This window comes from Herbiconiux oxytropis, assembly GCF_024979315.1.
GTDB lineage: Bacteria > Actinomycetota > Actinomycetes > Actinomycetales > Microbacteriaceae > Herbiconiux > Herbiconiux oxytropis.
The window spans coordinates 13,909-36,633 of record NZ_JANLCK010000001.1; the positions used below are offsets into that span (position 1 = coordinate 13,909).

26 protein-coding genes are annotated in these 22,725 nt (G+C 68.8%); 3 read left to right on the forward strand and 23 right to left on the reverse strand.

The genetic code is table 11. The features are described from left to right. Nucleotides 1–6: 6 nt before the first annotated feature. From N1028_RS00070 to infC, 6 genes are all read right to left on the reverse strand, one after another. A complete protein-coding gene (locus N1028_RS00070; protein ID WP_259524709.1) occupies nucleotides 7–870 on the reverse strand; it encodes a glutamate ABC transporter substrate-binding protein in 864 nt (287 codons plus the stop codon). Nucleotides 871–930: 60 nt separating this feature from the next. Continuing rightward, nucleotides 931–1,710: an amino acid ABC transporter ATP-binding protein gene (locus N1028_RS00075; protein ID WP_259524710.1), complete on the reverse strand. Its 780-nt coding sequence runs from the start codon at nucleotides 1,708–1,710 to the stop codon at nucleotides 931–933. A gap of 82 nt (nucleotides 1,711–1,792) precedes the next feature. Beyond that, nucleotides 1,793–2,593: a TrmH family RNA methyltransferase gene (locus N1028_RS00080; protein ID WP_259524711.1), complete on the reverse strand. Its 801-nt coding sequence runs from the start codon at nucleotides 2,591–2,593 to the stop codon at nucleotides 1,793–1,795. Between the two features lie 40 nt (nucleotides 2,594–2,633). Beyond that, nucleotides 2,634–3,020 carry a 50S ribosomal protein L20 gene (rplT, locus tag N1028_RS00085; protein ID WP_259524712.1) on the reverse strand — a complete coding sequence of 129 codons (387 nt, stop codon included), beginning with the start codon at nucleotides 3,018–3,020 and terminating at the stop codon, nucleotides 2,634–2,636. A gap of 42 nt (nucleotides 3,021–3,062) precedes the next feature. After that, complete coding sequence (gene rpmI / locus N1028_RS00090) at nucleotides 3,063–3,257, reverse strand: 50S ribosomal protein L35 (RefSeq protein ID WP_259524713.1); 195 nt, start codon at nucleotides 3,255–3,257, stop codon at nucleotides 3,063–3,065. Nucleotides 3,258–3,312: 55 nt separating this feature from the next. Beyond that, nucleotides 3,313–4,002, reverse strand: coding sequence for a translation initiation factor IF-3 (infC, locus tag N1028_RS00095; protein ID WP_259524714.1), 690 nt, complete (start codon nucleotides 4,000–4,002; stop codon nucleotides 3,313–3,315). Between the two features lie 239 nt (nucleotides 4,003–4,241). Here infC and N1028_RS00100 point away from each other — a divergent pair, with 239 nt between their 5' ends. Continuing rightward, the gene (locus N1028_RS00100; RefSeq protein WP_259524715.1) at nucleotides 4,242–4,592 is read left to right on the forward strand and encodes a DUF1844 domain-containing protein; all 351 of its coding nucleotides are present in this window, start codon (nucleotides 4,242–4,244) and stop codon (nucleotides 4,590–4,592) included. On the opposite strand, the gene N1028_RS00105 is transcribed toward N1028_RS00100, so the two are convergent. The 6 genes from N1028_RS00105 to N1028_RS00130 all read right to left on the reverse strand — a co-directional run bounded on the left by N1028_RS00105 (nucleotide 4,585) and on the right by N1028_RS00130 (nucleotide 9,050). Next, on the reverse strand, nucleotides 4,585–5,373 hold the full coding sequence (locus N1028_RS00105; RefSeq protein WP_259525312.1) for an SseB family protein: 789 nt from the start codon (nucleotides 5,371–5,373) through the stop codon (nucleotides 4,585–4,587). The genes N1028_RS00100 and N1028_RS00105 overlap by 8 nt on opposite strands. Continuing rightward, complete coding sequence (gene priA, locus N1028_RS00110) at nucleotides 5,366–6,112, reverse strand: bifunctional 1-(5-phosphoribosyl)-5-((5-phosphoribosylamino)methylideneamino)imidazole-4-carboxamide isomerase/phosphoribosylanthranilate isomerase PriA (RefSeq protein WP_259524716.1); 747 nt, start codon at nucleotides 6,110–6,112, stop codon at nucleotides 5,366–5,368. The genes N1028_RS00105 and priA overlap by 8 nt, the downstream gene beginning before the upstream one ends. Before the next feature lie 97 nt (nucleotides 6,113–6,209). Then, nucleotides 6,210–6,848, reverse strand: a complete 639-nt coding sequence (gene hisH / locus N1028_RS00115) for an imidazole glycerol phosphate synthase subunit HisH (protein WP_259524717.1) — start codon at nucleotides 6,846–6,848, stop codon at nucleotides 6,210–6,212. Further along, the gene (gene hisB, locus N1028_RS00120; RefSeq protein ID WP_259524718.1) at nucleotides 6,845–7,450 is read right to left on the reverse strand and encodes an imidazoleglycerol-phosphate dehydratase HisB; all 606 of its coding nucleotides are present in this window, start codon (nucleotides 7,448–7,450) and stop codon (nucleotides 6,845–6,847) included. The genes hisH and hisB overlap by 4 nt, the downstream gene beginning before the upstream one ends. Nucleotides 7,451–7,460: 10 nt before the next feature. Then, nucleotides 7,461–8,555, reverse strand: a complete 1,095-nt coding sequence (locus N1028_RS00125) for a histidinol-phosphate transaminase (RefSeq protein ID WP_259524719.1) — start codon at nucleotides 8,553–8,555, stop codon at nucleotides 7,461–7,463. 102 nt (nucleotides 8,556–8,657) lie between these two features. Next, nucleotides 8,658–9,050, reverse strand: coding sequence for a LysM peptidoglycan-binding domain-containing protein (locus N1028_RS00130; RefSeq protein ID WP_259524720.1), 393 nt, complete (start codon nucleotides 9,048–9,050; stop codon nucleotides 8,658–8,660). Nucleotides 9,051–9,332: 282 nt separating this feature from the next. Between N1028_RS00130 and lexA the strand changes: the two genes are divergently transcribed. Beyond that, on the forward strand, nucleotides 9,333–10,007 hold the full coding sequence (lexA, locus tag N1028_RS00135) for a transcriptional repressor LexA (protein WP_259524721.1): 675 nt from the start codon (nucleotides 9,333–9,335) through the stop codon (nucleotides 10,005–10,007). Nucleotides 10,008–10,093: 86 nt separating this feature from the next. Here the strand turns inward: lexA and hflX are convergent, their stop codons facing one another. After that, nucleotides 10,094–11,641, reverse strand: coding sequence for a GTPase HflX (gene hflX, locus N1028_RS00140; protein WP_259525314.1), 1,548 nt, complete (start codon nucleotides 11,639–11,641; stop codon nucleotides 10,094–10,096). Nucleotides 11,642–11,682: 41 nt separating this feature from the next. On the opposite strand from hflX, the gene N1028_RS00145 reads away from it, so the two are divergent. Further along, nucleotides 11,683–12,300, forward strand: coding sequence for a class I SAM-dependent methyltransferase (locus N1028_RS00145; RefSeq protein WP_259524722.1), 618 nt, complete (start codon nucleotides 11,683–11,685; stop codon nucleotides 12,298–12,300). Between the two features lie 21 nt (nucleotides 12,301–12,321). On the opposite strand, the gene dapF is transcribed toward N1028_RS00145, so the two are convergent. The 10 genes from dapF to N1028_RS00195 all read right to left on the reverse strand — a co-directional run bounded on the left by dapF (nucleotide 12,322) and on the right by N1028_RS00195 (nucleotide 22,656). After that, nucleotides 12,322–13,203, reverse strand: a complete 882-nt coding sequence (gene dapF, locus N1028_RS00150) for a diaminopimelate epimerase (protein WP_259524723.1) — start codon at nucleotides 13,201–13,203, stop codon at nucleotides 12,322–12,324. A 5-nt stretch (nucleotides 13,204–13,208) separates the two neighbouring features. Next, nucleotides 13,209–14,165: a tRNA (adenosine(37)-N6)-dimethylallyltransferase MiaA gene (gene miaA / locus N1028_RS00155; RefSeq protein WP_259524724.1), complete on the reverse strand. Its 957-nt coding sequence runs from the start codon at nucleotides 14,163–14,165 to the stop codon at nucleotides 13,209–13,211. Nucleotides 14,166–14,172: 7 nt separating this feature from the next. Then, nucleotides 14,173–15,771, reverse strand: a complete 1,599-nt coding sequence (miaB, locus tag N1028_RS00160) for a tRNA (N6-isopentenyl adenosine(37)-C2)-methylthiotransferase MiaB (protein WP_259524725.1) — start codon at nucleotides 15,769–15,771, stop codon at nucleotides 14,173–14,175. A 77-nt stretch (nucleotides 15,772–15,848) separates the two neighbouring features. After that, on the reverse strand, nucleotides 15,849–16,568 hold the full coding sequence (locus N1028_RS00165; protein WP_259524726.1) for a regulatory protein RecX: 720 nt from the start codon (nucleotides 16,566–16,568) through the stop codon (nucleotides 15,849–15,851). Nucleotides 16,569–16,571: 3 nt separating this feature from the next. Next, nucleotides 16,572–17,663 (reverse strand): recombinase RecA, encoded by a 1,092-nt coding sequence (gene recA / locus N1028_RS00170; protein WP_259524727.1) that lies wholly within the window; start codon nucleotides 17,661–17,663, stop codon nucleotides 16,572–16,574. A gap of 305 nt (nucleotides 17,664–17,968) precedes the next feature. Next, nucleotides 17,969–18,196 carry a DUF3046 domain-containing protein gene (locus N1028_RS00175; RefSeq protein ID WP_259524728.1) on the reverse strand — a complete coding sequence of 76 codons (228 nt, stop codon included), beginning with the start codon at nucleotides 18,194–18,196 and terminating at the stop codon, nucleotides 17,969–17,971. Nucleotides 18,197–18,212: 16 nt separating this feature from the next. Next, the gene (locus N1028_RS00180) at nucleotides 18,213–18,521 is read right to left on the reverse strand and encodes a helix-turn-helix domain-containing protein (protein WP_259524729.1); all 309 of its coding nucleotides are present in this window, start codon (nucleotides 18,519–18,521) and stop codon (nucleotides 18,213–18,215) included. A gap of 164 nt (nucleotides 18,522–18,685) precedes the next feature. Then, nucleotides 18,686–19,168 (reverse strand): CinA family protein, encoded by a 483-nt coding sequence (locus N1028_RS00185; protein ID WP_259524730.1) that lies wholly within the window; start codon nucleotides 19,166–19,168, stop codon nucleotides 18,686–18,688. Further along, entirely contained in the window at nucleotides 19,165–19,770 is a 606-nt protein-coding gene (pgsA, locus tag N1028_RS00190; protein ID WP_259524731.1) for a CDP-diacylglycerol--glycerol-3-phosphate 3-phosphatidyltransferase, read from the reverse strand. Before pgsA ends, N1028_RS00185 begins: the two co-directional genes overlap by 4 nt. 3 nt (nucleotides 19,771–19,773) lie before the next feature. Next, a complete protein-coding gene (locus N1028_RS00195; RefSeq protein ID WP_259524732.1) occupies nucleotides 19,774–22,656 on the reverse strand; it encodes an FtsK/SpoIIIE family DNA translocase in 2,883 nt (960 codons plus the stop codon). Between the last annotated feature and the right edge of the window lie 69 nt (nucleotides 22,657–22,725).

Sequence of the window (22,725 nt, forward strand, 5' to 3'; positions counted from 1 at the left end):
GGGTGACTAGTAGCGATCCACCGCGGGCGGGTCGACGAAGGGCAGCACGGCGCCGGCCGTCTCGTCCCAGGCCGCTTCGTACGAGCCGTCCTCGTAGGACTCCTCGAGCACGTCGTTGATCCAGTCGCGGAACTCCGTGTCTTCCAGCGCGAGTCCGATGCCGTAGGGCTCCTGGGTGAAGGGCTCGCCCACCACCTTGAACTCGCCCTCGTTCTGGGCCGCGAGGCCCGCGAGGATGACGTTGTCGGTCGAGACCGCGACCACGGAGCCCGTGCGCAGCGGCTCCAGGCAGTTCGTGTAGGTGTCGGTCAGCACGACCTCGGCGCCGAGCTCCTCGAGGTTCGCGGCAGGAGTCGAACCCGTGACCGAGCAGACCGGCTGGCCCACGAGGTCGTCCTCGCTCTTGATGTCGTCGTTGTCGGCCAGGGTCAGGATGGACTGGCCCGCCTCGTAGTACGGACCCGCGAAGGAGATGACCTCTTTGCGCTTGTCGTTGATCGTGTAGGTCGCCACGACGATGTCGACCTCGCCGTTCTGGATGAAGGGCTCGCGGTTGGCCGAGACCGTCTCGACCCAGTTGATGCCGTCTTCGGCGATGCCGAGCTTGGCGGCGATGATCTTACCGATCTCCACGTCGAAGCCCTCGGGCGTGCCGCTCGGGCCGACGAGACCGAACAGGGGCTGGTCGAACTTGGTGCCGATCGTGATCTCGCCCGCGCTCGCCAGGGTCTCCATCGTGGAGCCGGCGGCGAAGGTGGGGGCTGCCTCGGGCGTGACTTCGGCCTCGCCGGCGTCACCTCCGGCGCATCCGGTCAGGACCACTGCTGTGGCCGCGGCGAGTGCGAAGAACGATAGCTTCTTGTGCCTCATTGGTCGTACCTCTCGTGTGTGCTGTTTCCCGCGCATCTGCTGTGGCGGGTCTGTTCCCGCCTAGTGGGCGAGGATCTTGGAGAGGAAGTCCTTCGCTCTCGGTGACTGGGGGTTGTTGAAGAAGGCCTCGGGTGCCGCCTCTTCTTCGATGCGGCCGTCGGCCATGAAGATCACGCGGTCCGCGGCCTTCCGGGCGAAGCCCATCTCGTGCGTGACGACGATCATGGTCATGCCGTCTTTGGCGAGACCGACCATGACGTCGAGCACCTCGTTGATCATCTCGGGGTCGAGCGCACTCGTGGGCTCGTCGAGCAGGATGAGCTTGGGCTCCATCGCGAGCGAGCGGGCGATGGCCACGCGCTGCTGCTGACCGCCGGAGAGCTGTGCGGGCATCTTCTTCGCCTGGTTCGCGACCCCCACCCGCTCGAGCAGCTCCATGGCGCGCTTCTCGGCGTCTTTTCGGCTGAGGCCGCGCACCTTGATGGGGGCGAGCGTCACGTTCTCCAGCACCGTCTTGTGCGCGAAGAGGTTGAACGACTGGAACACCATGCCGACGTCGGACCGGAGCTTCGCGAGCTCCCGGCCCTCGCTCGGCAGCACATGACCGTCGATAGAGATGATGCCGGAGTCGATGGTCTCGAGCCGGTTGATGGCACGGCAGAGCGTGGACTTGCCCGACCCGCTCGGGCCGATCACCACGACGACCTCGCCGCGGGCGACGGTGGTGGTGATGTCGCGAAGCACATGGAGCTCGCCGAAGTGCTTGTCGACATGGTCGATCACCACGAGCGGTGCTCCCGCACCCTCTGTGCCTCGAACGGGGGCGGTGGATGCGTTCATGGCACTCACCCAACCACACCCGTACGGGGGGCGGCAATCTCTCATGCGAATCCGTGACGGAACCGAAACGCACGCGAAACACTCAGGAGCGGTGGGCGAACGCGCTCTCGTAGAGGCAGACGGAGGCCGCAGTGGCGAGATTGAGCGACTCCGCCTGGCCGTAGATCGGCAGCGAGACGGCGCGGTCGACGAGCGCGAGATGCTCGTCTTCGAGGCCCCGCGCCTCATTGCCGAAGACCCAGGCCGTGGGTGCGCCGAGCACACCCGCGGTGCGCACGTCGAGCAGGTCGTCGCCCTTGATGTCGGCGGCGAGCACCTGCAGGCCGGCCTCGCGGGCGCGCTCGACGATGTCGCCGAGGGCCGCCTCGCGAGCCACCGGGAGGTGGAAGAGCGAGCCCGTGGTGGAGCGGACCACCTTGGGGTTGTAGAGATCGACCGAGCGGCCGGTGAGGATGACGGCGTCGGCGCCCGCAGCATCCGCCGCCCGGATGATGGTGCCGGCGTTGCCGGGATCGCGCACCTCCTCGAGCACCGCGATGAGTCGCGGCGAGGCGGCGAAGATGTCCTTGACCGCGGTGGGGAACTGACGGCAGACCGCCACGAAGCCCTGCGGCGTGACCGTGTCGGCCATGGTGTCGAGCACCTGCTCGGTCACGAACTCCACCTCGAGGCCGGCGTCGGCGGCGGGGCGCGCGATGTCGCCGTACCGCTCGAGGGCGGTGGGGGTGGCGTAGAGCTCGACGAGCAGCTCGGCCCCGTAGGCCAGCGCTTCGCTGACTGCCTGCGGGCCCTCCAACAGGAAGAGCCCGGTCTCGGACCGGGCTCCCCTCTTGGCGAGTTTCGCCACGGCCCTGACACGAGGTGATCTCGGATTGTCCAGCATGTGGCGCTCTCTGTGTTCTGTTGTCGGCTGCGGAGGCTCGCTACGCGGCGGTCTTCGGTGCCGAGGTGTCGGCGGGAAGAGCGGCCTTGGCGCTCGCGACGATCGCCGCGAAGGTGGCGGGCTCGTTGACGGCCAGCTCGGCGAGCATGCGACGGTCGACCTGGATGCCGGCCAGGGCGAGACCCTGGATGAAGCGGTTGTAGGTCAGGCCGTTCGCACGCGAGGCGGCGTTGATGCGCTGGATCCACAGACGGCGGAAGTCGCCCTTGCGCGCACGGCGGTCACGGTAGGAGTAGACGAACGAGTGGGTGACCTGCTCCTTCGCCTTGCGGTAGAGGCGCGACCGCTGACCGCGGTAGCCCGCGGCGCGCTCGAGGATGACCCGACGCTTCTTGTGGGCGTTGACGGCCCTCTTCACTCTTGCCATTGTTCTTTTCCTTCGTGTCTCTGGTCGGCAGCAGTCGGTGGACTACAGGCCGAGAAGCTTCTTGGCGACCTTGGTGTCGGCCTTGGACAGCGTCTGGTCCTTGTTCAGGCGAGCCTTGCGCCCCGGGGCCTTGACCTCCAGGTTGTGGCGCATGCCGGCCTGCTGCTTCATCAGCTTGCCGGTACCGGTGACCTTGAATCGCTTCTTGGCACCGGAGTGCGTCTTCATCTTGGGCATGGGGTTCTCCTCGTGTTGTTCGGGCTTGTCGCGGCCGGGACGGCCGGAGTGGGTGCTACTCGGCCGCGGCAGCCGGTGAAGCCGGTGCCGGGTCGGAGTTCTGGGGGGCTTCGGCGGCGGGCGCATCGGCGGCGGGCGCATCGCCTTCGCGGGCATGTGCCTTGGACGCATCGCGCTTGGCGTTCTGCTCGGCCTTGGCCTCTGACTTGTTCTTGAGCGGACCGATCACCATGACCATGTTGCGGCCATCGATGGTGGGGGTGGACTCGACGGTGCCGAACTCGGCCACGTCCTCCGCGAAGCGCTGGAGCAGACGGACGCCCTGATCGGGGCGCGACTGCTCGCGGCCGCGGAAGAGGATCATCGCCTTGACCTTGTCGCCGGCCTTCAGGAAGCCCTCGGCGCGCTTGCGCTTGGTCTCGTAGTCGTGCACGTCGATCTTCAGGCGGAAACGGACCTCTTTGAGGATCGTGTTGGCCTGGTTGCGGCGGGCCTCCTTGGCCTTCTGCGCGGCTTCGTACTTGAACTTTCCGTAGTCCATGATCTTCGCGACCGGGGGCTTGGAGTTGGGTGCGACCTCGACCAGGTCGAGGTCAGCCTCCTGGGCAAGCCGAAGGGCGACGTCGATGCTGACGACGCCGACCTGCTCGCCGCCGGGGCCCACGAGGCGGACCTCGGGGACTCGAATACGGTCGTTGGTACGGGGATCGCTGATGCGTTGCTCCTTAGTTTCGTGTGTGGTCACGAAAGCAAAGGACATCCCTCGATGTGCGCACGCTGATGTGCATCACACCACACCCTGTCTCTGCGCTGATCCCGTGGGCCGTAGCCCAGGCATCAACTCAGGGAGTGCAATGACCCGGTAACCTGTTGAGGCGGTTATGCGCGGGTGGGAGATTCTCCACTTTCGTACTGAGACCAATGGCCTCAGAGCCGCAGAGAGTCTATCAGAGACTCGGCCCTAATAGCGAAGGACTTCTCTCGATGAGTGAAACCAGTCTGCCCGACGACTCGTCGTCCGCCATCCGCGACATCGCGGAGGTGCCCGCGATCGAGATCGTGACCACCGCGGCCGTGCACCTCATGAGCGCGGCGGCCGTGAAGTGCGGGCTCTCGGACGACCCCGACGTCGAGACCGACCTCGACGAGGCGCGCAAGCTCATCACGGCGCTGGCCGGGCTCGTGACGGCGTCGGCGCCGTTCCTCGGCGACCAGCACGCGAGGAGCCTCCGCGACGGGCTCCGCTCGCTCCAGCTCGCGTTCCGCGAGGCATCCGTCATCCAGGATGCGGTGGGCGAGGGCCCCGGCGAGAAGTACACCGGCCCCGTCAGCTGAGTGCGGTGATCCGCACGCCGAGCGAGTCGACCCGCTCGGCGATGACGGTGCTCTCCGCCCAGCGGTGCTGCAGGCGGCCGATCAGGGCGTCGAGGGCGGGCTGATCGAGCCCGGGCACGAGGGCGAGCACCGCGACGACCTCGGGGCCGCGGAGGCGCGCCTCCGGGTCTCCCCCGACCACCCGGATGCCGGCGACGGCCGGCTCGTCGCGGGTGGCGAACTCGAAGGCGTCGACGACATCCGGATCCTGAGGAGCAGGCAGCCAGGGCTCGCCCTGGGCGAGCGCCCAGACGGCCGGACGGCGGACGACGAACTCGGTGGGCGAGCCGGGGTCGAGCACGACGAGCTCGGTGCCCTCCGCCGCCGCCGCCAGGGCGGCCCTGCGTGCATCGACGGGGATGGGCCGGGCCTTCGGGTTCCAGGCCGCGAGCGCGGTGACCGAGGTGAAGGCGGGGAGAACCGTGCGACCGCCGGGGCCGCTGACCGTGACGAGCGAGAGCTCCTGGGTCTTGTCGACCCGGAGGCCCGCATCCGTCACGCCTTCGTCGCCGGCGTGGGCGACCAGGGGTACGAGCAGCCGGATGCCGCGGAGCGCGTCGACGACGGCCTCCGGACCTGACCGGCCGTCGCGGAAGGCGGTCAGGGCGTCGAGGATCACCTGAGGAGCGCTGCCGTCATCGGCCTCATGGCCGTGGGGCTCGAAGTGGCGGCCCTTCCAGGGCTGGCCGGCGGAGTCGGCGCCGGAATGGCTGTCTGCCTCGCCGTGGCCGTCGTCAGTCAGATGCCACGTCCAGCGCCTCGGCGAGGGTGAACGCGCCCGAGTAGAGCGCGCGGCCCACGATCGCACCCTCGAGACCGAGCGGCACGAGCTCCCGGAGCTCGGCGAGGTCGTCGAGGCTCGAGATGCCGCCGGAGGCGATGACGGGGCGTGAGGTGCGCTCCATGACCTGGCGGAGCAGGTCGACGTTCGGGCCTTTGAGCGTGCCGTCCTTCGTGACGTCGGTCACGACGTAGCGCGCACAGCCGGCTTCCTCGAGGCGATCCATGACGGCCCAGAGGTCGCCGGCGTCTTGCGTCCAGCCCCGGGCGGCGAGCGTGGTGCCGCGCACGTCGAGGCCCACGGCCACGGCCTCGCCGTACTGCGCAATGACGTTGGCGGCCCACTCGGGGTTCTCCAGCGCCGCGGTGCCGAGGTTGATGCGCTTGGCACCGGACTCGAGCGCCGTCTCGAGGCTCTCGTCGTCGCGGATGCCCCCGGAGACCTCGACGTTGACACCCTTGGCCTGACGGATGACCTTCTTGATCACGCCGAGGTTGCTGCCACGACCGAAGGCGGCATCGAGGTCGACGAGGTGGATCCACTCGGCACCCTGCGAGATCCAATCCGCTGCGGCGTCGACGGGGTCGCCGTGATGCGTCTCGGTGCCGGCTTTGCCCTGGGTCAGGCGCACGGCCTTGCCTGAGGCGACGTCGACCGCGGGGAGCAGCACCAGCTTCGGCGCCTTGTTGAACTCGCTCATCACTCTTCTCTCGTTCCGGCCCCGCACGACTCGGCTGGCTGCGTGCGACTGCCCCCCGCGATAGTAGCGACTCGCGCTGGCCACGTCGAAACGGATCTCAGCGGAGCGTGCCGATCCAGTTCGCGAGCAGGCGGATGCCGGCCTCGCCGGACTTCTCGGGGTGGAACTGTGTGGCCGAGAGGGGCCCGTTCTCCACGGCGGCGACGAACCGGGATCCGTGCTCGGACCAGGTGACCATCGGCGGCCGGTGCGTGACATCCGGAGTGAGGTGCCAGTCCTGCGCGGCGTAGGAGTGCACGAAGTAGAAGCGTTCGTCGCGGATGCCGTCGAACAGCACCGAGTCCGTGGGCGCGTCGACCGTGTTCCACCCCATGTGCGGCACCACGTCGGCCTCGAGCGGGCGCACCGTGCCCGGCCACTCGCCGAGACCCTCGGTGTCGATGCCGCGCTCGATGCCGTCAGCGAACATGACCTGCATGCCCACGCAGATCCCGAGCACCGGACGGCCACCGGCGAGCCGCCTGTCGATGACCTCGCCGCCGCGCACGGCCGCGAGCTGTTCCATGACCGCGCTGAAGGCGCCGACGCCGGGCACGACGAGACCGTCGGCCTCGAGGGCGGCGGCACGGTCGCCCGTGACGGTCACATCGGCGCCGGCGCGCTCGAGGGCCTTGGCCGCGGAGTGGATGTTGCCGCTGCCGTAGTCGAGCAGCACGACGTTCGGGCGCGCGGTCACAGAGCCCCCTTGGTGGAAGGGATGCCCGACACGAGCGGGTCGAGCGCCTTGGCCTGGCGGAACGCGCGGGCGAAGGCCTTGAACTCGGCTTCTGCGATGTGGTGCGGATCGCGGCCGTTCAGCACCGTGACGTGAACGGTGAGGCCGGCGTTGAACGTGATGGCCTCGAACACGTGGCGCACCATCGATCCCGTGAAGTGACCGCCGATGAGGTGGAACTCGAAGCCCGCGGGCTCCCCCGTGTGCACGAGGTAGGGGCGGCCCGAGATGTCGACGACGGCCTGCACGAGGGCCTCGTCGAGGGGCACGAGCGCATCGCCGAAGCGGGAGATGCCCGACTTGTCGCCGAGCGCCTGCCGGATGGCCTGACCGAGCAGGATCCCCGTGTCCTCCACCGTGTGGTGCACGTCGATCTCGATGTCGCCCTTCGCCCGCACGGTGAGGTCGGTGAGCGAGTGCTTCGCGAACGCGGTCAGCAGGTGGTCGTAGAACGGCACCGAGGTCTGGATGTCGGAGACGCCCGTGCCGTCGAGGTCGAGCGAGAGCTCGATCGACGACTCGCTGGTCTCGCGCTGCAGGCGGGCGTTGCGGGGTGCGGTCATGGTGACAATCCTACCGAGGGGTCAACTCGCGCATGGCGTCGAGGAACGCCGTGGTCTCGGCCGCCGTGCCCGCGCTCACCCGCAGGTGACCGGGGATGCTGAGGTTGCGGATGATGATGCCGCGCTCGAGCAGCTGCTGCCAGAGACCCTCGGGATCGGAGACTCCACCGAACAGGACGAAGTTCGCCGCACTCGGCCACGGGTAGTAGCCGAGCTCGGCCAGCCCCCGCTCGATGCGGTCGCGCTGGAATTTGATGTCGTCGACCATCGCCAGCATCTCGGGCGCGTGTGCGAGGGCTGCGACCGCTGCAGCCTGGGTGAGGGCCGAGAGGTGGTAGGGCAGCCGCACGAGCCTCAACGCGTCGGTGACCGCCGGATCGGCGGCGAGGTAGCCGAGCCGGGCCCCCGCGAAGGCGAACGCCTTGCTCATGGTGCGCGAGACGATCAGGCGCGGACGGCCCTCGAGCAGGCTCAGCGCGGTGGGCTCGCCCTCGGCCGTGAACTCCGCATAGGCCTCGTCGACCACGACGACGCCGTCGAACGCGTCGTAGACCGCGTTGATGGTGTCGAGCCCGAGAGCCGTGCCGGTGGGGTTGTTGGGTGAGCAGAGGAAGACGATGTCGGGCTCAGAGCGTCGCACCCAGTCGACCGCGGTCTCGGGGGAGATGAGGTAGTCGGCATCGCGCTCCCCCGCGATCCAGCGCGTTCCCGTGGCGTGGGCGATGATCGAGTGCATCGAGTAGGTGGGAGGGAAGCCGAGCACGGAGCGGCCCGGCCCCCCGAAGGCCATGAGGATCTGCTGGAGGATCTCGTTCGACCCGTTGGCGGCCCAGATGCCCTCGGGGCCGAGTTCCAGTCCGGGCTCGGTGCTCACGAGGTAGCCGGCCAGCGATTCGCGAAGGGCCGTGAACTCGCGATCCGGGTAGCGGTTCACGGTGAGCAGTTCCCTCGCGACCGACTCGATGATGTCGCGCGCCACGTCTTCGGGGATGGGGTGCGTGTTCTCGTTGACGTTGAGCTCGACCGGCAGGTGCAGATGCGGAGCGCCGTAGGGCTCGAGGCCCCGGAGGTCGTCTCGGATGGGGAGGTCGGAGAGGGAGGTCACTCGAAGAATTCTACGAGGTCGTCCGGGGTGCCCGCCGGGGCCAGAGCACCGAACGCAACCGGATCGGTGGCTCGGCCACCGAACTACTCCGCGAGGTCTGCACTACTTCGCGAGGTCTGCCGGCACGGCGATGCGCTGGCCGGGCTGCACTGCGGACTCACTCAGCTGGTTGAGGCTCATGATCTCGGCGATGACGTCGCGCGGATCGGCTTCGGGAGCGAGCGTCTCGGCGATGACCCACAGGCTCTGGCCGGCCTTCACCGTCAGGTAGTCGAACTCGGCACCCGCGTTGCTGCCGGTCGCCACGGCAGAACCCCCGCTGAACATCGCGAAGAACCCGAGCACGAGGATGATTGGCAGCGCCACCACGGCGGCGAGCACGGCACGGCCACGGGCGGTGATGCGCAGCCGCACAGTCGGCGTGGCGGAGGTGGGCGCGCCAGATGCGGCGACGGATGCGGTGCGGGTGGTGCGGAGAGGTGCTGCGTAGCTCATGATTCCTCCTGAAGGGTTCGTACCGGCGCTCGGCCGGGAGCACCGATACGAAGTCTTGTTCCGAATGTATATTCGAATTAGTGGTTCGTCAAGCGGTCTCACCTCGAAGAGTCGGCGACACACTCGAACATATGTGTGTTTTCGAGCACTTCTCGGATACAGTTTCGATCGACAGGTGAACTCAACCAGCAGCCACCGACACTGGGTCAGCGATGGCCCAGGACGGGGCGATGGAGCGCATCGAGATGAGCGCATCAAGACGGAGCGCAGAAAGCAGGAGACGTGGCGAACGACACCGGGCGCACCAGGCGACGCAAGAGCCTCAGCGACAAGCAGCTGGCGATCCTCGACGTGATCCAGCGCTCCGTGTTGTCACGCGGCTACCCGCCGAGCATGCGCGAGATCGGCGACGCCGTCGGTCTGGCCTCCCTGTCGAGCGTCACACACCAGCTCAACCAGCTCGAGCTCTCCGGCTACCTCCGCCGCGATCCGAACCGCCCTCGCGCCATGGAGGTGCTGATCGACGTGCCGAGCCTCGAGGATGCACCCTCGCCGGACGCCGACTCCGCGCCCCCCGTCGGAGACGCCACGCTCGTGCCGCTCGTCGGCCGCATCGCCGCCGGAATCCCGATCACCGCCGAGCAGCAGGTCGACGAGGTGTTCCCGCTCCCCCGCCAGCTCGTCGGCAACGGCGACCTCTTCATGCTCAAGGTCGTGGGCGAGTCGATGATCGACGCGGCCATCTGCGACGGCGACTGGGTCGTCATCCGTCAGCAGAACACCGCCGAGAACGGCGACATCGTGGCCGCCATGCTCGACGAGGAGGCCACAGTGAAGGTGTTCCGCCAGCGCGACGGCCACACCTGGCTCCTCCCCCGCAACTCCAACTTTGAACCCATCCTGGGCGACTTCGCCACGGTGCTCGGCAAGGTCGTCGCGGTGCTGCGAGCTGTTTAGCTGCATGTGAAGTCCCGGTCGCTCTCGCGGCCGGGACTTCACCTTGGGGCAACCGGGTGCGGCCCGTCACCGTTTTCACTGAGGGGTCAGCGGGGGACGGCGAACTCCGTAAGGCGTTCCTCGAACTCCGGGTTCACGAGCGCGCGCACATGGGTGCCCGACTCCTCGTACTCGGTGCTGAGCACGGTGTTCTTCTCGTGCAGGAGCGTCACCAGGTCACCGCGCTCGTAGGGGACGAGAAGGTCGACCTCCACGCTCGGCCGCGGCAGGATCTCGTCGATCGCCGCGAGCAGCTCGGCGATGCCCTCGCCTGTGCGGGCCGACACGAAGATCGCGTTCGGCTCGAGGCCCCTGAGCACGAGCCGGTCGTCCTCCGGCACCAGGTCGCTCTTGTTGAACACCACGATCTCAGGGATGCCGCGGGCACCCGCCTCGCCCATCACGTCGCGGACGGTCGTGATCTGGCTGGCCGGATCCGGGTGGGATCCGTCGACCACGTGCACCACGACATCCGAGTCGGCCACCTCTTCGAGGGTCGACCGGAAGGCCTCCACGAGCTGGTGCGGCAGAGCACGGACGAACCCGACGGTGTCGGCGATCGTGTAGGGCCGGCCGTCGGCCGTGACGTTCTTGCGCACGGTGGCGTCGAGGGTCGCGAACAGGGAGTTCTCGACGAGCACGCCGGCGCTCGTGATGCGGTTCAGCAGCGACGACTTTCCCGCGTTGGTGTACCCGGCGATCGCCACACTCGGCACGGCGTTGCGCTTGCGGCTGGCCCGCTTGGCGTCACGCGCCGGCTTCATCTCCTTGATCTGCTTGCGCAGTTTCGCCATCCGGATGTGGATGCGACGGCGGTCGAGCTCGATCTTCGTCTCACCCGGTCCGCGCGAGCCCATTCCGGCTCCCGCACCACCGACCTGGCCACCGGCCTGGCGGGACATCGAGTCACCCCAGCCGCGCAGTCGCGGCAGGAGGTACTCGAGCTGCGCGAGCTCGACCTGGGCTTTGCCCTCGCGGCTCTTGGCGTGCTGGCTGAAGATGTCGAGGATGACGGCCGTGCGGTCGATCACCTTGACCTTCACGACGTCTTCGAGTGCGCGCCGCTGGCTGGGAGCGAGCTCAGTGTCGGCGATCACCGTGTCGGCTCCCAGCGAGGCCACGAGCGCGCGCAGCTCCTCGGCCTTGCCCTTGCCGAAGTAGGTGCTGGGGTCGGGATACGGACGGCGCTGCAGGAGACCGTCGAGCACGACGGCTCCCGCGGTCTCTGCGAGGGCCGCGAGCTCGCGCAGGGAGTTCTCGGCGTCGCCGAGCGTTCCCTGCGAGTAGACGCCGATGATGACGACGTTCTCGAGCCGGAGCTGCCGGTACTCGACCTCGGTGACGTCTACGAGCTCGGTCGAGAGCCCGGCCACGCGGCGGAGCGACTGGCGATCCTCCCGGTCGAACTGGTCGCCGTCGTAGCCCGAGCCCGGAGCGCCGTGGCCCGTGGTCTCGGGCCGCTGCAGCGCCTGGGCCGCGCCCTGCTCGAACAGCGAGTAGCCGGACGAGCGCTTCGCGGCGCTCGCCAGCACCCGGCTGACGGCGTCGTCGCCCTCTGCGGTCGTGCTGTCTTCGTGAGTCTGGTGGTCTGACATTGCGGTCAAGACTAGTCTCCTTGTTTGCTAGATTCCTTGGTATGGAGGGCGAGCACTACTTCTCGGCGCAACCCGCCGGAGAGCTGGCGCTCCGTGAGATCGACGTCACCCTCGCGGGTTCTCCCCACCGGGTCGTCACGTCGTCGAAGATCTTCAGTCCCGACCACGTCGACACCGGCACCCAGGTCTTGCTGGCGAACGTCCCGACTCCGCCGGCCGTCGGCGATCTGCTCGATCTCGGCTGCGGCTGGGGACCGATCGCGCTGACGCTCGCGCTGGAGTCACCGCGCGCCACGGTGTGGGCGGTGGACGTCAACGAACGTGCTCTGGATCTGGTGCGGCGGAATAGTCACATGATGGGTCTCGAGAACATCAACGCCTGTCGACCCGAGGATGTTCCCGATCACGTGAGATTCGCCACGATCTGGTCGAATCCGCCGATCCGTGTGGGCAAAGAGGTGCTTCACTCGATGCTGCAGCACTGGCTGCCCCGACTCGAGGTCGACGCGGAGGCGTGGCTCGTGGTGCAGAAGAACCTGGGCTCGGATTCCCTGCAGCGCTGGCTGCACGGGGAGTTCCCGACCCTCGAGGTGTCTCGCACCACCACGGCCAAGGGCTTCAGGGTGCTGCGTGCTCGCGCGGAACAGGCCGACGACTAGCGTCGCCGCTCGCGGGAGTCGTCAGGCGAGCGAGAGATCGCCTTCGTAGACGAGCTCGGCCGGACCGGAGAGGGCGACGTGCTCGCCGTCCTCGGTGGGGAACATCCGCACCCCCACGACTCCGCCCGGCACGGTGACGCGCCACTGGTTCGGAGCGCCCGCTCCCGCCCAGTGGCGGGTCGCGAGCGCCGCGGCCGCCGCTCCCGTGCCGCAGGAGAGGGTCTCGCCGCTCCCCCGCTCGTGCACGCGCATGCGGATGTGGCCGACACCGTCGCGCACGAGAGGATCGCTCGGCACCACGAACTCGACGTTCGCACCGTCGACCGGCGAGGGCTCGAGGTGGGGGATGTAGGAGAGGTCGGCCTCGTCGAGCTCGGCGTCGTCGGCGAGAGCGACCACCACGTGGGGGTTGCCGAGGTTGATGCCGAGTCCGGGGCGGGCCACCTGCAGGTTCTTGGCACGCACGAGCGGCTCACCGCCCTCGAGCCGCCAGCGACCGAGGTCGGCCTGGAAGCCGAGGGTGTTGCGCTGCACGTCGCGCACGCCGCTGCGGGTGCCGATGGCGAGGGTCTCGCCCGGCTCGAGCGTGGCGAGGCCGTTGTCGAGGAGGTAGCGGGCGAAGACGCGGATGCCGTTGCCGCACATCTCGGCGATCGAGCCGTCGGCGTTGCGGTAGTCCATGAACCACTCCGCCGCCGGGTCTTCGGCGAGCGACGCGGCGCCCGCGTCGATGTTCGCCGAGCGCACGGCGCGGAGGAGACCGTCTGCACCCACGCCGAAATGGCGGTCGCAGATCGCGGCGACCTGACTCGGATCGAGGTCGACTTCACCCTCGGGGTCGGTGAAGAGCACGAAGTCGTTCCCCGTGCCCTGGCCCTTGGTGAAGTGCAGATCGGCTGGCATGGGATTCAGTCTAGGACGGCGCAGAGAGCCGCCTGCACGCTGTCCGCGCTCAGCGGATCGACGTCGATCGCATCGGCGTAGCGCTTGAACCAGCTCACCTGACGGCGGGCGTACCGGCGGGTCAGGGACTGCGCCTCGGCGATCGCCTCTTCGCGCGTGGAGTGGCCGTCGAGCTCGGCGAGGGCCTGGGCATAGCCGATGGCACGGGCCGCCGTCGTGCCTTCCCGGAGGCCGTTCTGCGCGAGGGCGGCCACCTCCTCCAGGAGGCCGCCGGCCCACATCCGCTCGACCCTCGCATCGAGCCGCTCGACGAGGTCGGGGCGCGGGATGCCGAGTCGCAGCACGGTGGCCGGTCGCCACGGCACGGGCGCATCCGGCAGCGTGCCGGACAGCGGGGCCCCCGTGAGCTCGACCACCTCGAGCGCGCGCACGATGCGACGGCCGTTGTGCTGGCCGATCGCCGCCGCCGCCGCGGCGTCGACCTCCTTGAGGCGGTCGTAGAGGGCACGCGGGCTCGAAGACTCGAGCTCGGCCTCCAGACGGGCGCGCACCGCGTCGTCGCGCGCGGGGAAACTGAAGTCGAAGAGCACGGAGGAGACGTAGAGGCCCGATCCCCCGACGAGCACGGCCGTGTCGCCGCGCTCGAGGATGCCGTCGATGTCGGCCCGGGCCGCACGCTGGTAGGCAGCGACCGACGCGTCGTCGGTGACCTCGAGCACATCGAGCTGATGGTGAGGGATGCCTCGGCGCTCGGGCAGCGGGAGCTTCGCGGTGCCGATGTCCATGCCGCGGTAGAGCTGCATGGCGTCGGCGTTGACGACCTCCGCCTGGCGTCCCACCGCGGCCAATCGCTCGGCGAGGTCGAGTGAGAGGTCCGACTTTCCCGTGCCGGTGGCGCCGACGACGGCGATGAGGGTCGCGGGGCCCGCCGAGGGTGAGACCGGTGCCGGGTGGGAGACCATGCCGCAGCTAGCCGCGGAGGTCGTCGGTGGGGCTGTAGATGGGGACGGTGCTCACGCCCGGCCCATGGTCGTGAGCCCCTGCGGCAGAGGCAGCGCCTGCGGCGGAGCCGACCCGGAGGGTGGGCAGGCCGAGTGACACAGGACCGACCTTCGTGGGGCTCGTCGCCGACCCGCCGGCCGCGGTGGGAACACCGCAGGACTCGGCCTCTGCCCTGTCCCAGGCATCGCCCGCGCGGGTGGCGCGCACGGCGAGCGGCGACCCGTCGCTGTCGGCGAGGAGGTGGAAGGGAGCGGCCTGCGTGATGACGACGGAGACCACGTCTCCCGGACGCGGTCGTGGTGAGCCCGCCGGCAGCTCGAAGTGCACGAGCCTGCTGTCTTCGGCGCGGCCGCTCAGGCGGTGCGTCGCCGTGTCTTTCCGCCCCTCACCGTTGGCCACCACGAGCTCGACCCGGCGACCGACGAGCCCCTGGTTCTCCTCGAGCGAGATGCGCTCCTGCAGGGCGGCGAGGCGCTCGTAGCGCTCCTGCACGATCGCATGAGGGACCTGGTCCGGCAGTGTGGCCGCCGGCGTTCCCGGGCGGATGGAGTACTGGAACGTGAAGGCCGACGCGAACCGGGCCTGCTCCACCACTCGAAGCGTCTCCTGGAAGTCCTCTTCGGTCTCGCCGGGGAAGCCCACGATGATGTCGGTCGAGATCGCCGCGTTCGGGATCTTCTCGCGCACGCGGTCGAGGATGCCGAGAAACTTCGCGGAGCGGTACGACCGGCGCATGGCGCGGAGGATGCGGTCGGAGCCGGACTGCAGCGGCATGTGCAGCTGCGGCATCACCGCCGGTGTCTCCGCCATGGCATCGATGACGTCGTCGGTGAACGCCGCCGGGTGGGGGCTCGTGAAGCGGATGCGCTCGAGCCCCTCGATCTGCCCGGCGGCCCGCAGGAGCTTGCCGAAAGCGAGGCGGTCGCCGAACTCGACGCCGTAGGAGTTGACGTTCTGGCCGAGCAGCGTGACCTCGAGGGCGCCGTCGTCGACGAGCGACTGGATCTCGGCGAGGATCTCACCCGGACGGCGATCCTTCTCCTTGCCGCGGAGAGCGGGCACGATGCAGAAGGTGCAGGTGTTGTTGCAGCCGACCGAGATGGAGACCCAGCCACTGAAGGTGGAGTCGCGCTTGGTGGGCAGGGTCGACGGGAACGTCTCGAGCGACTCGAGGATCTCGATCTGCGCCTCGTCGTTGTGCCGGGCTCGCTCGAGGAGGCTCGGCAGCGAGCCCATGTTGTGGGTCCCGAACACGACATCCACCCACGGAGCCTTGTCGAGGATGACGTTCTTGTCCTTCTGGGCCAGGCAGCCGCCTACGGCGATCTGCATGCCCTCGTGCCGTCGCTTCACCGACGCCAGGTGACCCAGGTTTCCGTAGAGCTTGTTGTCGGCGTTCTCGCGCACGGCGCAGGTGTTGATGACGACGACGTCCGCCTCGACGCCGTCGGCCGGCACATACCCGGCGGCCTCGAGCGATCCGCTCAACCGCTCGGAGTCGTGCACGTTCATCTGGCAGCCGTAGGTGCGCACCTCGTAGGTGCGCGTTTCGCTCAAGGTGCTCATGATCCCCCAGTCTACGAACTGAGCCGGCCCACCCAGCCGAGCCGGTCTGTGAGCCGGCCCGGAGACCCCCTCCCGACTCAGCGGAAGCGGGGGCCGCCGGAGGACTTGCGGGTGGACATGGCCTGGCGGGTGACCTCACGGACGACTCCCGAGGCGAAACCGCGACGGGTGAGGAAGGCCATCAGGCGCCGCTCGGCCGTCTGGTCGTCGAACGAGGAGAGCTGCCCGATGCGCTTGATCGCGGCATCGCGGGCGAGCTCGAACTCGTGGTCGTCGTCGAGACGGGAGAGCGCCTCGGTGACGAGTTCGGACGGGATCTTGCGCGCCGAGAGCTCACGCGAGATCACTGCTCGGCTCTTGTGGTTGCGCTCGCTGAGCCGCTCGACGAGCGATTCCGCGAGCGCGAAGTCGTCGAGGTAGCCGAATTCGGCGTAGCGGGCGACGAGGACATCGGCCTCATCGGACGAGGCGCCTTGAGCCACGAGCAGGTCGTGCGTCTCGCCCGCAGAGAGCTGACGACGGCCGAGAGCGCGCACGACGGTGTCGCTCACCCGGGCGAGACGCTCCTCATCGCTCAGCTCGGGCTCGTCGTCGACCTCGGCCGGGTCGTCCTCCGAAGCCCACGTGGTCGGTGTGACGGGGAATGACACCACAGGCCCCGGAGGCGTGGTGCCGGCCTCCTCGGACGACGACGAGCGCCGCCCGAACACGGGGTGGGCGACCTCGGCAGCCGACCCGGCCGCCGAGGAGCGCTGCCGCCCACGACGGACCGAATCGAGGCTGACGATGTCGTTCACGCGCTAGGCGCCCTTCCGCGAAGCGATCTTCGGCTGGATGGACTCGACCTTGCCCGAGGCGGCCGCTGCGTCGGCAGCAGCCAGAGCCGCGGCTCCGGCCTCGCCCACACCGAGCTTGGCGAGGATCTTGGTCTCGATCTCGAGCGCGATGTCGGGGTTCTCGGTGAGGAAACGACGCGAATTCTCCTTGCCCTGCCCGAGCTGGTCGCCGTCGTAGGTGTACCAGGCACCCGACTTGCGCACGATCTCGTGCTCCACCCCGAAGTCGATCAGGCTGCCTTCGCGGGAGATGCCGATGCCGTAGAGGATGTCGAACTCGGCCTGCTTGAAGGGCGGAGCCATCTTGTTCTTCACAACCTTCACGCGGGTGCGGTTTCCGACCGCATCGGTGCCCTCCTTGAGGGTCTCGATGCGGCGGATGTCGAGCCGCACGGAGGCGTAGAACTTGAGCGCCTTGCCTCCCGCGGTGGTCTCGGGGCTGCCGAAGAACACCCCGATCTTCTCGCGCAGCTGGTTGATGAAGATCATCGTGGTGTTGGTCTGGCTGAGGCCACCGGTGAGCTTGCGGAGCGCCTGCGACATGAGGCGCGCCTGCAGACCCACGTGCGAGTCGCCCATCTCGCCCTCGATCTCGGCGCGCGGCACGAGGGCCGCCACGGAGTCGATCACGATCAGATCGATCGAGCCTGAGCGCACGAGCATGTCGGCGATCTCGAGTGCCTGCTCACCCGTGTCGGGCTGGGAGACCAGCAGGGAGTCGATGTCGACGCCGAGCTTCTTGGCGTACTCCGGATCGAGCGCGTGCTCGGCATCGATGAAGGCCGCGATGCCACCGGCACGCTGGGCGTTGGCGATGGCGTGCAGGGTCAGCGTGGTCTTACCCGAGGATTCCGGACCGTAGATCTCGACGATGCGGCCGCGCGGGAGCCCTCCGATACCGAGCGCGACATCCAGGGCGATCGAACCGGTCGCGATGACCTCGACGGGGGCGCGGTCGTCGCTGCCGAGACGCATGACCGACCCCTTGCCGAACTGGCGGTCGATCTGGGCGAGCGCGGTCTCGAGTGCTTTCTCACGATTTGCTTCTGACGGCATCTCGGTCTCCTTCTGGTGTGTGCGGCCTCTCGGCGGCGATGGTGTGCCCACAGGCTGTCGTGTGCGTCCGAGCTTTCCGGGCGGCAACGACAAGGCGTCTCGGGAGTGTTCGAACGAACCCCACGTTAGGGACGACCACCGACACCGGGCCGACGGGGTACGCATCTGTGGAGAAGTGTTCGAGTTGCTTCCGCTGTGCAGGAGCCTACGCCCATCCGAAGGTATGTTCGAGACAAACCCGGCGTGTCGCGTCCGATCTTCGAGGCATGCGAGAAGGCCCCCGGACGCATCCGGGGGCCTTCGATTCAGCTGCCGGGCTGGGCGGGGAGCCCGGCGCCGTGTCTTCGCTGCGGCGGCACATCTGCCGCCCGGCACACCGCGAGCCACACCTCTCGCGGGGGGATGCCGGAGCGGAGCGCATGCTCTGCCGTGTGGTCACCCAGATCGACGAGCACGAGATCACGTGTGACGACCTGGCCGTACGCATCGCCGAACTCCTCGGCGATCGCTGTCCGGAACTCGCTCAGTCTCACCGAGGAGCTGCCGCGCTCAGCGCGCGACGAGGTCGGCGTCGAAGTCGGCGACGAACTCGTCCGGAATGGTGTCGGGGATGGGATCGATGCCCTCGACGATGGCGAGACGGTCTCCGACCTCGCGCATGATCACCGAGATCGGGGTGTCGAGCGCTTCGGCCACGGAGGCGAGAATCTCGCTCGAGGCCTCTTTCTGGCCTCGCTCCACCTCACTCAGGTAGCCGAGTGCGACGCTCGCCTTGCTTGCCACTTGACGAAGGGTGCGGCCCTTCTGCAGGCGGAAGTCCCGAAGCACGTCGCCGATTTCCTGACGAACTAGAATCACTGGACCCTCCTTGCGTTCCGGTCACGATCTTTCGAGTGGCACTCGAACCGCGGTTTCACCCTTTGGTTCGTAGCAGAAACTCTAAACGACGGGGACTGGACAATACTTGTGAATGACGTCAGATGTAACGTGATCGAAACCCCGGGCATTCCCCGGTTCCCGGTTCACAGGAAGTCCTCGAGAATCTCCAGGGCCCGCTCGACCGTCTGCTCGCGGATGGAGCGCCGATCACCCTCGAGCCGGAGCGGGAAGCTCCGCACGTCGTGACCGATCGCCAGGCCGATGAAGACGACTCCCGCGTCGTGCCCGTCCTGCGGCTCCGGACCGGCCACCCCCGTGGTGGAGAGCCCGATCGCGGCCGGTTCGCCGCGCACCTCGAGGGCGGTGCGCACCCCGACCGCCATCTGCATGGCCACATCCGGATGCACGGCGCCATGGGCTGCGAGCACCTCGGCATCGACGCCCAGCACGCTGTGCTTGAGTGCCGTGTCGTAGGCCACCACTCCCCCGTGCAGCACCGCCGAGGCGCCCGGCACGTCGACGAGCGCGGAGGTGAGGAGGCCGCCGGTGAGCGATTCTGCGACGGCGATCGTGGTGCGGCTCCTGGTGAGCGACGCGATGATCCGGGACGCGACGGTCTCGCTCACGCCGCGGCCGCCGGCCTGCGATTGAGGCGCCAGGCCTGCACGAGGTAGTCGATGCCGGTGAGCACCGTCAGCAGCACCGCGATGGTCATTGTCACGCCGTTGACCCAGTTCATCCAGTCGCCGAGAAGGCTCGGGAACGGCAGCAGCGCGAGCGAGATGGCGATCGACTGGGCCAGGGTCTTGAGCTTGCCGCCGCGGGAAGCCGGGATGACGCGATCCGACAGCTGAACGAAGCGCCACACGGTGATGCCGATCTCTCGCACGAGGATGACGATCGTGACCCACCAGGGCAGCTCGGCGAGGATCGACAGGCCGACGAGCGCGGCTCCCGTGAGCACCTTGTCGGCGATCGGGTCGAGCAGCTTGCCGAGGTCGGTGACGAGGTTGCGGCTTCGGGCGATGTGGCCGTCGATGCCGTCGGTGGCGATGGCGAGGATGAACAGCACGGCTGCCGCCCAGCGGAGCCAGCTGTCGGTGCCGCCGTCGGCGAGGAGCATGGCGAAGAAGACCGGGGCCAGCAGGATCCGGATCACCGTGATGGCGTTCGGCAGGTTCCAGTTGCTCGGCTTCGGCACCGCGCCGCCGTGCTCGGTGCTCGTCACGTGCTACTCCCTGCCGGTCAGGCCCCAGGCGTCCTCATCCGAGTCGCCGTCCACCTCAGGGTACTGGTCGAGCGACTCGGTCGGGAACGGATTGGCCTCCACCGGAGCCGCCACGACCGCGGCCGGCGGCGCGGTGGCAGGGGCGGCGGGAGCGGCGGCCGCGCCCCCGCGGAGCATCGCCAGCACCTCGGGCAGCTGCTCGGCGGTCACGAGCACGTCGCGCGCCTTCGAGCCCTCGGACGGGCCGACGATCTCCCGCGACTCGAGCAGATCCATGAGGCGGCCTGCCTTCGCGAAGCCGACCTTGAGCTTGCGCTGGAGCATCGACGTGGAGCCGAACTGCGTGTTCACCACGAGCTCCGCCGCCTGCAGCAGCACCTCGAGATCGTCGCCGATGTCGGAGTCGATGTTCTTCTTCTCGGCGGTGACCGCGACGTCGTCCCGGTACTCGGGGCGGGCCTGCCTGGTGACGTGCTCGACGACCTTCGCGATCTCGCTCTCGGGCACCCAGGCGCCCTGCACGCGGATGGACTTCGACGAGCCCATCGGCAGGAACAGCGCGTCGCCCTGGCCGATCAGCTTGTCGGCACCCGGCTGATCGAGGATGACGCGGGAGTCGGTGACGCTCGTGACGGCGAAGGCGAGGCGCGACGGCACGTTGGCCTTGATCAGCCCCGTGACGACGTCGACCGAGGGCCGCTGGGTGGCGAGCACGAGATGGATCCCGGAGGCGCGGGCGAGCTGGGTGATGCGCACGATCGAGTCCTCGACGTCGCGCGGGGCGACCATCATGAGGTCGGCGAGCTCGTCGACCACCACGAGGAGGTAGGGGTAGGGCTTCAGCTGGCGCTGCGATGCCGGCGGGAGCACGATCTCGTCGTTGATGACGGCACGATTGAAGTCGTCGATGTGACGGAAGCCGAAGCTCTCGAGGTCGTCGTACCTCATGTCCATCTCCTTCACCACCCACGACAGCGCCTCGGCCGCCTTCTTGGGGTTGGTGATGATGGGGGTGATCAGGTGCGGCACACCCTGGTATGCGGTCAGCTCGACGCGCTTGGGGTCGATCAGCACCATGCGCACCTCGCTGGGCTTCGCGCGCATGAGCACGCTCGTGACCATCGAGTTGATGAAGCTCGACTTGCCGGAGCCGGTCGAGCCCGCGACCAGGAGGTGGGGCATCTTGGCGAGGTTCGCGAGCACGAACTTGCCCTCGACGTCTTTGCCGACACCGATCGTCATCGGGTGCGGGTCGTTCATCGCCTTCTGCGAGCGGAGCACGTCGCCGAGCGAGACCGTCTCGCGGTCGGTGTTCGGGATCTCGATGCCGATCGCGCTCCGGCCGGGGATGGGCGAGAGGATGCGCACCTCGTTGGACGCGACCGCGTAAGCGAGGTTCTTCGACAGCGCGGTGACGCGCTCGACCTTCACGCCGGGGCCGAGCTCGATCTCGTAGCGCGTGACGGTGGGGCCGCGGGAGAAGCCCGTGACCGAGGCGTCGACCGAGAACTGCTTGAGGACGTCGGTGATGGCCGCCACGATGTCGTCGTTGGCCGCCGATCGCGCCTTCGACGGCTCTCCGGTGGAGAGGTGCGACACCGAGGGCAGACGGTAGTTCGCCGAGTCGGAGGCCGGCGCGGGAGCCGGCATGCCGGACACCTCGCCCGTCATGGTCATCTCGAGCGGGGTGTCGGGGAGCGGGGTCGCGAAGGCGGGGAGCGCCTCGGTGCCCTCGTCGTCGAGCAGGCCCGTGGTCTGGCGGCGACCGGGCAGCACCTCACCCGTGATGCGCTTGATCGCCAGCTCGGCGGCCTCCATGTCGTGGAGGAGACCGTTGCCGAAGGCCTCGGTGCTGTCGGGGTCCAGCGGCGCTCCAGCGGCCGGGTCGACCACCTCGGCGGCGCTCGCGAAGGCGCCCTCCTCGGCGGGCGGAGTGCGGTCCTCGATGCGCGGGGCGAGCGAGGGGGTGTCGAACTCGGGGTCCTCCTCGCGCTGGCTCTTGTTGCGGCGCCACCACGGGAGGGCGTCGTCGCCGACGCGATCGGCGTCGAAGTCGAGCATGTCGTCGATCGAGCCCGTGGCATCCGCGTCGCCCGAACCCTTGGCCTTCGAGCCCCTGGCGGGCTTCTCCGGCTTGGCCTCCTCGGCCTCGGGGGCCGGGGCGCCGAACAGGTAGGCGTAGAGCTCGCGGAGGCGACGGCCGATCCGGTTGGGCGGGGTCTTGGTGATGATGAAGAGCGAGAGCACGCCGAAGACGATCATCACGGCCGTGGCGCCGATGGGCGTGATGAGGAGGATCAACGGGGCGGCCACGAGCCAGCCGACGACGCCACCGGCGACCGCGAGCTGCTCGATCCCCGCGGCAGGCTCGGGGGCGCCGCCGAAGATGTGGCAGAGGCCGGAGACGGTGACGAGGAAGATCGAGAGGCCGATGCCGATCCGGCCGTTGTCGTGCACCGAGCTCGGATGCCGGAACAGCCACAGCGCCAGCAGCAGCATGATGACCGGGAGCGCGTAGGAGACGCGGCCGAAGAGGCCGCCGAAGGTCCAGGCGCTGATCGAGTTGGCGACGGCGCTGGAGGCGAAGAACCACTCCACGAGCGCACCCGAGACGGCGAGCAGGAAGAACAGGAACGGGAGCCCGTCGCGCCGCTCCTCCTTGGCCAGCTTCTCGGGGCCGAACGCCCGGGCGGCACCGCCCACGACGTGCGCGAGCCCGAGCCAGGCCCGTGTGATGACGCCGGGACCCTGCTCCTCGCTCACCACGGGGTACTTGACCGTCTTCTGAGCGGTGGTGCGGGCGGGGGTCTTGCGGGTGCTGGTGGCGGCCGTCCCGCGCGCCGATGACGCCCGCGCGCGGGGCGTCGACTTGCTACTCGTGGCCATGCTTTCACGCTACCCGCGCGGGCCCTGTTCTCCCCGTCACGACCTCGGGTGTCTCCAAAACCACGACCG

Excerpts from the sequence above, each read along its gene's own strand:
- N1028_RS00130 (WP_259524720.1), bottom strand. The coding sequence starts at position 9,050 with ATGAGCTACGCAGCACCTCTCCGCACCACCCGCACCGCATCCGTCGCC.
- N1028_RS00070 (WP_259524709.1), bottom strand. The coding sequence starts at position 870 with ATGAGGCACAAGAAGCTATCGTTCTTCGCACTCGCCGCGGCCACAGCA.
- dapF (WP_259524723.1), bottom strand. The coding sequence starts at position 13,203 with ATGCCAGCCGATCTGCACTTCACCAAGGGCCAGGGCACGGGGAACGAC.
- hflX (WP_259525314.1), bottom strand. The coding sequence starts at position 11,641 with ATGTCAGACCACCAGACTCACGAAGACAGCACGACCGCAGAGGGCGAC.
- priA (WP_259524716.1), bottom strand. The coding sequence starts at position 6,112 with ATGAGCGAGTTCAACAAGGCGCCGAAGCTGGTGCTGCTCCCCGCGGTC.
- recA (WP_259524727.1), bottom strand. The coding sequence starts at position 17,663 with ATGCCGTCAGAAGCAAATCGTGAGAAAGCACTCGAGACCGCGCTCGCC.
- N1028_RS00080 (WP_259524711.1), bottom strand. The coding sequence starts at position 2,593 with ATGCTGGACAATCCGAGATCACCTCGTGTCAGGGCCGTGGCGAAACTC.
- rplT (WP_259524712.1), bottom strand. The coding sequence starts at position 3,020 with ATGGCAAGAGTGAAGAGGGCCGTCAACGCCCACAAGAAGCGTCGGGTC.
- N1028_RS00195 (WP_259524732.1), bottom strand. The coding sequence starts at position 22,656 with ATGGCCACGAGTAGCAAGTCGACGCCCCGCGCGCGGGCGTCATCGGCG.
- miaA (WP_259524724.1), bottom strand. The coding sequence starts at position 14,165 with ATGGTCTCCCACCCGGCACCGGTCTCACCCTCGGCGGGCCCCGCGACC.
- hisB (WP_259524718.1), bottom strand. The coding sequence starts at position 7,450 with ATGACCGCACCCCGCAACGCCCGCCTGCAGCGCGAGACCAGCGAGTCG.
- N1028_RS00100 (WP_259524715.1), top strand. The coding sequence starts at position 4,242 with ATGAGTGAAACCAGTCTGCCCGACGACTCGTCGTCCGCCATCCGCGAC.
- N1028_RS00075 (WP_259524710.1), bottom strand. The coding sequence starts at position 1,710 with ATGAACGCATCCACCGCCCCCGTTCGAGGCACAGAGGGTGCGGGAGCA.
- rpmI (WP_259524713.1), bottom strand. The coding sequence starts at position 3,257 with ATGCCCAAGATGAAGACGCACTCCGGTGCCAAGAAGCGATTCAAGGTC.
- N1028_RS00145 (WP_259524722.1), top strand. The coding sequence starts at position 11,683 with ATGGAGGGCGAGCACTACTTCTCGGCGCAACCCGCCGGAGAGCTGGCG.
- miaB (WP_259524725.1), bottom strand. The coding sequence starts at position 15,771 with ATGAGCACCTTGAGCGAAACGCGCACCTACGAGGTGCGCACCTACGGC.